This is a genomic window from Sphingomonas sp. (assembly GCF_019242355.1).
GTDB lineage: Bacteria > Pseudomonadota > Alphaproteobacteria > Sphingomonadales > Sphingomonadaceae > Sphingomicrobium.
On the sequence record NZ_JAFAVR010000091.1, the window covers coordinates 1 to 10439 of the forward strand.

The following is a 10439-nucleotide window of genomic DNA, read 5'->3' on the forward strand; positions in this document are numbered from 1 at the left end:
GATCCGGGGGAGGACGGCCAGGCTGTAGGGCATCATGAGGGCATTCGGGAACGCGGCATCGAGATTTCCCGCGGAGCGCACGGCGCGACCGCTGTCGTCGATTTCAACGAGTCCGCCGCCCATCGGCATCCCGCCATGGTGCTGTGCTCCTGCCACGTGCTGGAATGACGCGAGCACGTGGCCATTGGGAATCCGGACAAAGCTGTGCGGGTTCGCGAAGCCGCCGAGATCCGAGAACGAGGCGGCAATCCTTGGATGGAGTGGGTCGCGAAGGTCGAAGATGAAAGTGCGATCGGCATCGTGGTCATTGGCGAACAGCATGCCGCTGGCCGGCATCTCATATTCCGTATGGTGAATGCGGACGGTGACCTGATCCGTCGGCAGTGTAGTCAGCAGCTTCCCGTAGTGAGGTGAAGCTGGATCGCCGTCGAAGACCGCGAGAAAGTCTGTGCCTTTGCCTTGCTGGTCACCGGTCCAGACAAAGAGATAATGAGCGCGTGCCGAGGCTGCTGCCGCGCTCGACGCAACGGCGCTCGCAACAAAGCAGAGAAGCCCGAGCAGAAGGAAACCCCGCATAACGCCTCCCATCGCGAGCGATCCATAGCACGAACTGCCCGATCACCGAACCAGGGCGCTCATGGCAGCGATGGATTGAAGGCAGACTTCGAACGCAAAAGGCGATGGCCCGACCGCCGAGGCCGTCGGGTGCGCCGCAGTCGATCAGTCGAGGCCGTAGTCGCGGAAGTCGAAGAGGGTTTCGCGATAGACGCCGAACTTCTCGTCCGCGCGGTGGGTGTCGTCGGGCGCGCCCTGCTGGATGTCCGCGCCGATGCCGACGGTCAGCCCCGCCTCTAGCGCGGCACCCATCCAGCCGCTTGCCTGCGCGATCGCGGGCAACGCTCCAGCGTCCTGTTGCGGCGTGGCGAAATAGCCGGTGTCGACGTCCATTTTGTCGCCTCCATTCCCGTGAGGTGCGCTATGGACGATCTAATCCCTAGCCAGGAAGCGGACAATATCCGTGGCGTTCGGGTTGGCGCTGATTCTGGTGATCTGGGCGCAAGTGAAGCGCGAGTGACGCGAGGCGGAGTGGCGACGCTCTACGGCAGAAACCGAAAAATTGCCGCGCAATGTCCGTCTTCTGCTCGGCGTCACTTAACTCTCTCGACCTGCTCGAACTCGAGCTCCACGGGCGTAGCCCGACCGAAGATGCTGACTCCGACCTTGACCCGGCCGCGGTCGAAGTCGAGTTCCTCGACCAGGCCGTTGAAGCTGGCGAAGGGGCCGTCGAGGACCTTGACGCTGTCGCCGATCTCATAGTCGATGTTGATCTTCTGCTTCGGGCTCGCGGCGGCAGCGGCGTCGTGGCTGTCGAGCATGCGTGCAGCCTGCGCGTCGGGGATCGGCTGCGGCTTGCCGCCCGGCCCCAAGAAGCCGGTGACCTTCGGCGTGTTCTTGACGAGGTGGTAGACCTGGTCGTTCATCTCGAGCTTGGCGAGGACGTAGCCGGGCATGAACTTGCGCTCCGACTGCACCTTCTTGCCGCGGCGGACTTCGGTCACGGTCTCCGTCGGGACCTCGACCTGCTCGACGAACGGCTCGAGCTGCAGGCGCTTGGCCTCGCTGTTGATCGCGTCGCGGACCTTGTTCTCGAAACCGGAATAAGCGTGGATGATGTACCAGCGGGACATTGGAATTGACCTTTGGATTAGGCTTGGGGGGCAGCCGGTGCGGTGGGGCCGCTCAGCAGGCCGAGCAGGAACTTGACGGCCGCGTAGAAGAAGCCGTCGGTGCCGGTGAAGAACAAGGCGAGGATCAGCGTCATGATGAGCACCATGATCGCGGTCGAGACCGTTTCCTTGCGGGTCGGCCAGTGGACCCGGGTGATGCCCTCGAGGCGGACCTGCCTCACGAATTCGCCGGGGGAGACTTTCGCCACGTTTTGCTACTCGTGTTTCGGATAAAGAAGCGCCCCGCGGACCTGACGGCCGGCGGGGCTGCGCCTGACTTAGCGGTTGCCGGCGGAGTCTTCAAGGTTGGCAGGGGCAGAGGGACTCGAACCCACGACCCTCGGTTTTGGAGACCGATGCTCTACCAACTGAGCTATACCCCTAGGCCGCCGCGCGAGGTAGCGGCGCGGTATCGCTCGCGCAAGGTCAGTGGACGATCGGCAGACCCACCCAACTCCCATTCGCGCCGCTGAAAACCTTCTGCGTCGCGGCGCGGTAGTCGCTGGCCTTGGCGAAGAAAATGTTCGGGACGTAGGTCTGGGGGTTGCGGTCGTAGAGCGGGAACCAGCTTGACTGGATCTGGACCATCAGGCGGTGTCCGGGCTGCAGCACGTAATCCACGCTCGGCAGCGCGAATTGGTAGGTGACGGGCTTGTTCGCCGGCACCGGGGTCGGATTCGCGGGATCGTCGCGGTACCGGCCACGCAGCACGTCCATGGCGATCGCGAGCTCATAGCCGCCCATCTCCGGCTTTTGCGGATATTGGTCGGGGTAGACGTCGATCAGCTTGACGACCCAGTCCCCGTCGGTGCCACTTGTCGAGGCAACGAGATGGACGGTCGGTTGCCCGGTGAGCTTCAGCGGCTGGACCAGCGGCTCGCTCTCGTAGGAAAGGACGTCGGGCCGCGCCTCGGCGAAGCGCTGGTCATCCTCGAGCCAGAAGCGCCAGGTCGAGCCGCCGGAATAAGGCGAGGCGTTTGGCCGGGCACGGTAGGTGACCGGCCGCGCGGGATCGGAGACATAGCTGTCGAAGCCGGAGCCGGCCGGCGCGCCGACGCTGAGCTGACGGCCGGGCGCCAGGTAGAGCGGGGTCAGGGGGGCAGTGCAGCCGCTTGCACAGGCGAGCGGCCAGTCGGGCAGGCGCTGCCACTGGTTGGTGCCCGCCTGGAAGGCCGTCACCCTGGCGATGTCGGCAGGCGGGCCGTCCTTCAGATACTGGTTGAGGAACGGCATCATCACCGTTTGGCGGAACCACTTGCCGGTGTCGCTGCCCCAGTCGAGCGGCCCGAGTGTCGAAGCGGAGCTGTTGGCCTCGCCATGGTGCCAGGGACCAAGGACGAGATGGGCGTTGGGGCTGCCCTTGGTCGCGGCAAAGGCGGCGGGCGCGCCGTAGATGTCCTCCTGGTCCCATTCGCTGTCGACGAACAGGGTCGGGACAGTGAGAGGAGCGCGAGCGAGGATCCTGTCAACGGCCTGGCCCTGCCAGAAACCATCGTAGGCGGGGTGCTGGGTCAGCCGGTTCCAGAAGGGCAGCTGCTGCATGCCCATGGCGTTGCCGTAGGCTCCCGCCGAGCCGTAGCGCAGGTAGGTGGTGTAATCGTCATAGGCGTTGGTGAACCAGCTCTCGTCCGAGCTCTTGGTCGCCGTCTGGCTGTAGATGTAGCTGATCATCTCCTGCCGGAAGGCGCCGTTGTGGAACCAGTCGTCGCCCTTCCAGACGTCGACCATCGGGTTGATCGGGACTGCGGCCTTGAGCGCCGGGTGGGGACCGACGAGGCTCATCAACGTGGTGAAGCCGTCGTAGCTGGTGCCGATCGTGCCGACCCGGCCGTTCGATTCCGGCACGTTCTTCACCAGCCAGTCGATCGTGTCGTAAGCGTCGGTCGAATGGTCGACAGCGGTCGAATTGAGAGCGCCCCGGACGGGACGGTTCATTACGTAATCGCCCTCCGACTTGTATTTCCCGCGGACGTCCTCGGCGGCGATGATGTATCCGGCGCGGGCAAGCTCGGCGTAGGCCGGGAACAGGATGTCGTCGAGCTGCGGGCCGCCCGCGCCGCGGCTGGTCAGCTTGTCGGCCGAATAGGGTGTGCGGTCGAGCATGATCGGCGCGTTGCGCACGCCCTTGGGGATGATCAGGACGACGTAGAGCCTGGCACCGTCGCGCATCGGCACCAGCGCCGTGCGGCGGGTATATTGGTAGCCGGTGCGCGGGGCCGAGAAGGTCGTCGGGATGTCGCCGCCTTTAGGGATCGGAGCGACCTGGACGGGATGGAATTTCGACGGAATGTCGCCGCCCGGCTGAATGTCGCTCGGTGATTGCGGCGGGGATTGTGTTTGGGCAGACAGTGGGGATGCGAGCGCCAAGGCAGCAATTGCGGTCGCGGCGGTCCGGAGCTTCATATTCACTCTCCCCAAGCCGTTGCCAATGAACGGTGCGAAGCGCCTGCGCAAGCGGTGGTCGAGTTGTCCAAAATGTCATTCGCAGCCGCGGTTCGAAGCCGCTAGTCGAAACCCCGAATTCTGAAACGGAGATGTCGATGCGAAGCTGGTGGGTGGGCCTGGCGGTAACGATAGCGGCGCCTGCCGCAGCGCAGCTTCATGTGACCGGGCACATTGCCGCTGGGGACGGTGGCTGGGACCTGCTCAGCGTCGATCCTGTCGCCCAGCGCGTCTACATCGCGCGAACCGACGGCGTGACTGCGATCGACCTTCGTAGCGGCAAGGCGACGGACGAGATCGTGCCGCTCCAGCGCGGCCATGCGGCGTTGGTCATTCCCGGCACGCACGACGTGCTTGCGACCAGCGGCGAGAACAATACCGCCGTGCTGTTCGATGGGCTGAGCGGCAAGGTCCGGGCGACAATCCCGACGGGCACGAAGCCCGATGCCGCGGCCTACGATCCGGCGACGCGGACCGTGTGGGTGATGAATCCGGGCAGCGGCGATATCACGGTCGTCGACCCGGCGGCCGGCAAGGCGGTTGCTACGGTCGCAGTCGGCGGCTCGCTGGAGCTTGGCGCCGCCGACGGGCGCGGGCGGCTCTATGTCAATGTCGAGGACCGGAACGAGGTCGCGGTGATCGACACGCGGGCGCGCAAGGTCCTTTCGCGGTTCCCGCTGAAGGGCTGCGATGGGCCGACTGGAATCGCCTAGGACGCGGCGGCACGGGAGATCCTGTCGGCGTGCGGCGACAGCGCGGTGGCGGTGGTGTCGGCGCCGGATGGACGCCAGATTGCGGCGCTGCCGACTGGCAAGGGGGCGGACGGCGCCGCGTATGACGAGCGGCGCGGCATTGCACTGGTGCCGGCTGGGCGGGATGGAACCGTGACCCTGATCCGCCTGGGCCGCATTCCGCGAGTCATTGGCCATGTCGCAACCGCGGCCAGCGCCCGGACGATTGCTCTCGATCCTTCGACCGGCCGCGCCTACCTACCTTCGGCGACGCTTGCGCCGGCGGTCGGCAATGAGCGGCCGAAGCCAGTTCCCGGAAGCTTCAGGATGATCGTGCTCGCGCCCTAGAAGAACAGGCCGAGTGCCGCGTAGACATGATAGCCGGTGCGATGGTCCGTCCAGGTCGGACCGCCCGAGGCGAGCAGCGAGGAATGTGACGACAGCTTGAGGATCGCCCCCACGCCGGCGTCGGTGCGCGGCGTGCCATCGATCGAGTCGCGGCCCTGGCGCGCGAGCTCAGCACCCAAGGAGAGGGTATCGCCGACGTTCTGGGTGAGCGCCGCGCCGGCCTGCCAGACATTGCGGTTGCCGGGGCCGGGATTGATCTCAAAGCCACCACCGCCGAACAGGCTGGTGCCGCCGGGGAAGTCCTTTTCCGCCCAGACCGGAATGAGCAGCCGAGCCCGTTCGCCATTGGCGATGGTCGAGGTCGGCAGGATCACGCGCGGGAAGACCGCGACCGAAATGCCGCTCTTCTCGTCGTGAATGAAGCGGTATTTGGCCGCAAGCTCGAGGTCGCCGGTGCCGGTTCGCCAGCCGCTCTCGCGGTCGTGGGAAAAGGCGAGGGGTACGGTCGCGGTCAGCTGGACGTCCTTGAACCCGCCGTAGTTGAGGTCGACGCCGCTCTCGTCGTCGAGGGTCGAGCGACGGCCATCACCGGCAGTGAAGGCGTAAATCTCCCAGTGGCCGAAGTCGGTCGGGACCGGATCGTCGGTCAGATAGGGCGGTCCGGCGACCGCGCTCGCCGGAATCGCGCCAAGAGCGAACGCGGCGAGCGCATGACGAAGCCTCACGCCGGCTCTGCGGCCTGTCCCGGATGCTCGCCCGCGCGTTGCGGAAGGATCAGGATGAGGACGATGATGACGGCCGCGAGAACCGCCGAGGCGAGCGGCCGGCTCATGGCCAGGCCGCCCTTGGCAACCGGCTTGTCGAACCAGTCGCCGACCGTCGCGCCGAGCGGCCGGGTGAGGATGAACGCCGCCCAGAATAGCGCGACCCGCGACGTTCGAGTGGTGAAGTAAAGGATCGCGAGCACGGCAAGGCCGGCGCCGAACACGAGTGCGCCGCCGGAATACCCGAGCCCCCAGCCGCCGTCGCTCGCGGCGTCCGCGGCCCAGTCGCCAAGCGCCGTGCCCAACGTCTGTGAAAAGGTGATGGTGAGCCAGTAGAAGGCCTCGGCCCCTGGCGTGACGATCGTGTTGACGTTGACGGTGCCGAGCGTGCGGTGCCAGGCGAACAGCGACACGAGCACGCAGGCGAGGAGAAGCAGCGAGCCGCCCGGATAGCCGATGCCGAGCGAGCGGTCGGCGAAATCGGCAAGCGTGGTGCCGCAGGTCGTCGAGGCGACGATGGTCGCCCAGTAGAGCCAGGGGTTGAAGTTGCGGGCCTTGATCTGGGCGATAACGAAGCCGATCAGAAGGACGCCGAAGATCGCCGTGCCGATCAGATAGCCGTTCGGTACCGGGTTGGGCGTGGTCTCGCCGAGCCAGGTCATGGTGACGGTGTCGCCACCTGTCTCGCCGAGCGTCGTTGCGAGGATCTTGATGATCCAGAAGCCGAGCGTGATCGCCGGCACCTTACTCAGGGCATGCTCGCGAAGGTCGCGATCCGTCATCTTGCGTTTTCCTTTTCCTGATCGGGGTTCATGTCTGGAATGTCGCCGAGCGGCAACTCGAGGGTAGCGGAGAGGCCGGGCTCCGCGTCGCGAAGCACGAGCTTTCCGGAATGGAGGTGGGCGACGCCGTTCACCAGGCTCAGCCCTAGACCGTGGCCCGCGGTGTTGCGACTGGCCTGGAGCCGCGAAAAGCGCTTGGTGACGCGAGCGAACTCCGCCCGTGGAACGCCCGGGCCGCTATCGACCACCGAAAGGCAGGCGATGTCCCCGGCATCGACGAGGCTGAGGCGGATGATTGTACCGGGCGGCGTGTGGCGCTGCGCATTTTCAAGGAGGTTGATGACGGCCTGCGCAAGCAGCTCGCGGTCGCCGGGCCTGGATATGCCGGGCTCGACCGACCACAGCAGGTTGCGGCCCTCGTCCTCGACGGAGGGCGCGAAGCTCTCCGCGAGCTCGGTTGTCAGCGCGCTGAGGTCGACCGGCTTGAAGAACCGCCGGGTCTCGCCGCTTTCGATCTCGGCAATGCGAAGGATCGCGGCGAACAGCGACAGAACCTCGTCGACCTGGGTGATCGCGTCCTCGATGATCGCGCGTGCGTCGTGATCGCCGACACAGCCCTGTTCGAGCCGGGCGCGCAGCCGGGCAAGCGGCGTTCGCAGGTCATGGGCGATGTCGCCCGAAACCTGGCGAAGGTTGTCGAGCAGGCCCTCGATGCGGTTGAGCATCCGGTTGAGCGTGATCGCGAGCTGGTCGAATTCGTCGTGGCGCGGGCTGACGGGCATTCGCTGGCGAATGTCGCCGCCGATGATCGCCTGAGCGGAGCCGCTGATCGAGCGCAGCCGACGCTCGAGATAGCGGGCGAGGATTACCGCGCCGCCGAAGCCGAGGAGGCAAAAGCCGAGGAAGGCGACCCCGAAGACGATGATGACGATCCGCTCGAAGCGCTCGCTCCAGTCGCTGTCGACGGCGACGACGATGCGGCGGTCGGGCGCGATGTCGAGGGTCATCGCGCGCGCCGCGTCGGGTCCTTCCTTCGGGTCGATGAAGGTGATCTCGTGGAGCCCCGGCCTGGGTCGATTGACGACGAGCGAGCCGCCGATGCGCCGGCCGTGCGCATCGAACAGGGCATAGAGCATTCGCGACGACGAGGGCCTGGACCCGCGCTCGGCGAGGGTTTCTGAAAGCTCGGATGCGCCGCCCACGCGATATTCGGCTGCGAGCGTTGCGGCTTCATCGGAGACCATTGAATCGAGTTGACGGGCAAAGGCAGCGTGGATGACCGCGACGATCACCGCGCCGAGCAGGGCGATGCCGATCGCGTAGGCTGCAAAGTTCGCAAAGGCGATGCGATAGGCGGCGCTCGACCGCCAGCTAGGCATCGCTGGCCATCCGATAGCCCGAGCCACGGATCGTCTCGATCGCGTCCCCATGGCCGCCTTCGTTAAGCTTGGCGCGGATCCTGCTGATATGCGTGTCGACGATATTGGTCTGCGGATCGAAGTGGTAGTTCCAGACGCGCTCGAGAAGCATCGTTCGAGTGACCATCCGGCCGCCTTCTCGCATCAGTTCCTCGAGGATGCGGAATTCGCGCGGCTGGAGGTGGATGTGCCGGCCATCGCGAAAGACCTGCCGCTTCAGCAGGTCGAGCGTGATCCCGCCATGCTCGTAGCAGGTCACCTGCTGGTGCAGCGGCCGGCGCCGCGCGATGGCGTTGATACGCGCCGCCAACTCTGAGAATGCGAACGGCTTCACGAGATAGTCGTCTGCGCCCGCTTCGAGTCCGTCGACGCGATCCTCGATCCGTCCAAGCGCGGTGAGGAGCAGGACCGGCGTGTCGAGCTCGGCCGCGCGCACCCGCTGGACGATCGAGACGCCATCGAGGCCGGGCAGCATGCGATCGAGGATCGCGACGTCGAAATCCTCGCTGATGAGCAATGCGACGGCATCGAGCCCGCTCGTAACGACCTGCGCATTATGGCCGAGCTCGCGCAGCCCTCGCTGCACGAACCCGGCCGTGTCCCTGTCGTCTTCGGCAATGAGGATGCGCAATTGCGTCCAATCTTAGTTAGTCGTGGTCGACCTTACCTTCGGACTTGTTCTCGACCACCTTGCCGGTCTGGCCGTCGATGCCGATTTCCTGGACGTGGTCCTTCTGCTGAATATCGAAAGACCAACGCCAGCCCTTGCCTTCATATTCATATTCGGCGTCGGTAATCTTTCCCGGCGCGAGCTTGAGCGCCATCGCCTGGGCCCTGGCCTTGGAGATCTTCGGTGCCGGTGCCGCAATGGCGGTGCTTCCGGCCCCGATGGCGATGGCGACGGCGATGAGCGATAATGAAGTACGCATGACAATGGTCCTTCCATTGAGGAAAGCCGCTGCCTAACGGATACCGGGTTCGTTGCCGATGTCGGAATCCATACGTTTTCCCAATGTCAGCGCATGCAGCCAGCTGAGGCTTCGGTTTTCTTCTGGCGCAGAGCGAGTCTTAGCTGCTGCTGCTGCTGCCGCCGTCTTCGTCGATGAACTGGGTCCCCGCTGAGCCGGGAAGGGCCCACCGGACCCGGGCGCGCAAATGTCCAACGCGAGAAAAGGCGATGCTGACATGCTCGCCGATCCGGAATGTCTCATCGGTCACGAGGCGGCAGCCGTCGGGCGACAGGTTGGTCAGCTTGACGGTAAGCTGCGCGCCGTCGTCGCGGACGACGATCGCGTTGAAGTCCACGTCATGGCGGTCCTTGCGGCCGACCCATCCTTGGCCTCTGTGCATTGTTCCCCACACCATCCGAACAGGACGTTAACCTAGATCAGTGTCGATGAAGGAGGGGTTAAGACTGCATCGGACGTTATGCAGCAATGTCGTAAGGCTGAATCTCGCCCGAGAGATACAGACTGCGCGCCCTGGTTCGAGAGAGCTTGCCAGAGCTGGTGCGTGGCAGCGTGCGTGGCGGGATCAGCTCGACCACCGGGCTGATACCGGTAATCGCGCGGACGCGCTCGCGGATATCGTCGCGCAGCCGGCCCCGTTCCTCGGGGTCGGAGACCCGGCAATGGACGAGCACGGCCGGCGTTTCCTCGCCCGACGGGCCGGTGATGGCGAAGGCGGCGATGTCGCCCGACTTGAAGCCCGGAAGCTGCTCGACCGCCCACTCGATATCCTGCGGCCAGTGATTCCGGCCGTTGATGATGATCATGTCCTTGGCGCGGCCGACGATGAAGATGTAGCCCGAGGACATGTAGCCCATGTCGCCGGTGTCGAGCCAACCGTCGACAAGGCAGGCGTCGGTCGATTCCGGATCGCGGAAATAGCTGTGCATTACGCTGGTGCCGCGAACGAACACCTTGCCGATGCCGCGGTCGGGCAGCAGTTCGCCCTCCGCACCGCGAATCTCGATTTCCATGCCGGTCACCGGGCGGCCGCAATTGACGACGGCGCGGTAACGCTTGGGCCGGCCGCTGCCGTTGGTGCCGCCCGATAGCTCGGTTTCCTCGACCAGCTCGACCCGAATGCCTTCGCCCGGCGGCATCAGCGACACCGCGAGCGTGGCTTCGGCTAGACCATAGCTGGGGCAGAAAGCGGATGCCTGGAAGCCGGCGCCGGTGAAGCTGTCGACGAAGGCCTGCATGACGTCCGGGCGGATCATGTC

14 protein-coding genes and 1 tRNA gene are annotated in these 10439 nt (G+C 65.5%); 2 read left to right on the plus strand and 13 right to left on the minus strand.

The window, feature by feature from the left end:
• The 6 genes from JOZ79_RS04375 to JOZ79_RS04400 form a co-directional block, all read right to left on the minus strand.
• A partial coding sequence (locus JOZ79_RS04375; protein ID WP_294071134.1) for a selenium-binding protein SBP56-related protein occupies positions 1 to 576 on the minus strand: 576 nt, incomplete at its 3' end.
• A 144-nt stretch (positions 577 to 720) separates the two neighbouring features.
• Complete coding sequence (locus JOZ79_RS04380; protein WP_294071136.1) at positions 721 to 948, minus strand: hypothetical protein; 228 nt, start codon at positions 946 to 948, stop codon at positions 721 to 723.
• 200 nt (positions 949 to 1148) lie between these two features.
• Positions 1149 to 1688 (minus strand): transcription termination/antitermination protein NusG, encoded by a 540-nt coding sequence (nusG, locus tag JOZ79_RS04385; protein WP_294071139.1) that lies wholly within the window; start codon positions 1686 to 1688, stop codon positions 1149 to 1151.
• Between the two features lie 17 nt (positions 1689 to 1705).
• Complete coding sequence (gene secE / locus JOZ79_RS04390; RefSeq protein ID WP_294071143.1) at positions 1706 to 1936, minus strand: preprotein translocase subunit SecE; 231 nt, start codon at positions 1934 to 1936, stop codon at positions 1706 to 1708.
• Positions 1937 to 2034: 98 nt separating this feature from the next.
• Positions 2035 to 2110: transfer RNA gene (locus JOZ79_RS04395), tRNA-Trp, on the minus strand.
• A gap of 43 nt (positions 2111 to 2153) precedes the next feature.
• Positions 2154 to 4130, minus strand: coding sequence for a CocE/NonD family hydrolase (locus JOZ79_RS04400; protein ID WP_294071146.1), 1977 nt, complete (start codon positions 4128 to 4130; stop codon positions 2154 to 2156).
• Between the two features lie 137 nt (positions 4131 to 4267).
• On the opposite strand from JOZ79_RS04400, the gene JOZ79_RS04405 reads away from it, so the two are divergent.
• Positions 4268 to 4882, plus strand: coding sequence for a YncE family protein (locus JOZ79_RS04405; protein WP_294071149.1), 615 nt, complete (start codon positions 4268 to 4270; stop codon positions 4880 to 4882).
• Between the two features lie 45 nt (positions 4883 to 4927).
• The gene (locus tag JOZ79_RS04410; RefSeq protein ID WP_294071152.1) at positions 4928 to 5248 is read left to right on the plus strand and encodes a hypothetical protein; all 321 of its coding nucleotides are present in this window, start codon (positions 4928 to 4930) and stop codon (positions 5246 to 5248) included.
• Here JOZ79_RS04410 and JOZ79_RS04415 read toward each other — a convergent pair.
• The 7 genes from JOZ79_RS04415 to JOZ79_RS04445 all read right to left on the minus strand — a co-directional run.
• The gene (locus JOZ79_RS04415; protein WP_294071155.1) at positions 5245 to 5973 is read right to left on the minus strand and encodes a hypothetical protein; all 729 of its coding nucleotides are present in this window, start codon (positions 5971 to 5973) and stop codon (positions 5245 to 5247) included. The genes JOZ79_RS04410 and JOZ79_RS04415 overlap by 4 nt on opposite strands.
• Positions 5970 to 6794, minus strand: a complete 825-nt coding sequence (locus JOZ79_RS04420) for a hypothetical protein (protein WP_294071158.1) — start codon at positions 6792 to 6794, stop codon at positions 5970 to 5972. Before JOZ79_RS04420 ends, JOZ79_RS04415 begins: the two co-directional genes overlap by 4 nt.
• The gene (locus JOZ79_RS04425) at positions 6791 to 8173 is read right to left on the minus strand and encodes an ATP-binding protein (protein ID WP_294071161.1); all 1383 of its coding nucleotides are present in this window, start codon (positions 8171 to 8173) and stop codon (positions 6791 to 6793) included. The genes JOZ79_RS04420 and JOZ79_RS04425 overlap by 4 nt, the downstream gene beginning before the upstream one ends.
• Positions 8166 to 8843: a response regulator transcription factor gene (locus JOZ79_RS04430; RefSeq protein WP_294071164.1), complete on the minus strand. Its 678-nt coding sequence runs from the start codon at positions 8841 to 8843 to the stop codon at positions 8166 to 8168. Before JOZ79_RS04430 ends, JOZ79_RS04425 begins: the two co-directional genes overlap by 8 nt.
• A gap of 16 nt (positions 8844 to 8859) precedes the next feature.
• A complete protein-coding gene (locus JOZ79_RS04435; protein ID WP_294071167.1) occupies positions 8860 to 9141 on the minus strand; it encodes a PepSY domain-containing protein in 282 nt (93 codons plus the stop codon).
• Between the two features lie 139 nt (positions 9142 to 9280).
• Positions 9281 to 9562, minus strand: coding sequence for a PilZ domain-containing protein (locus tag JOZ79_RS04440; protein WP_294071170.1), 282 nt, complete (start codon positions 9560 to 9562; stop codon positions 9281 to 9283).
• A 76-nt stretch (positions 9563 to 9638) separates the two neighbouring features.
• Positions 9639 to 10439, minus strand: an 801-nt coding sequence (locus JOZ79_RS04445) for an AMP-binding protein (protein ID WP_294071173.1), incomplete at its 5' end; no start/stop codon positions are given.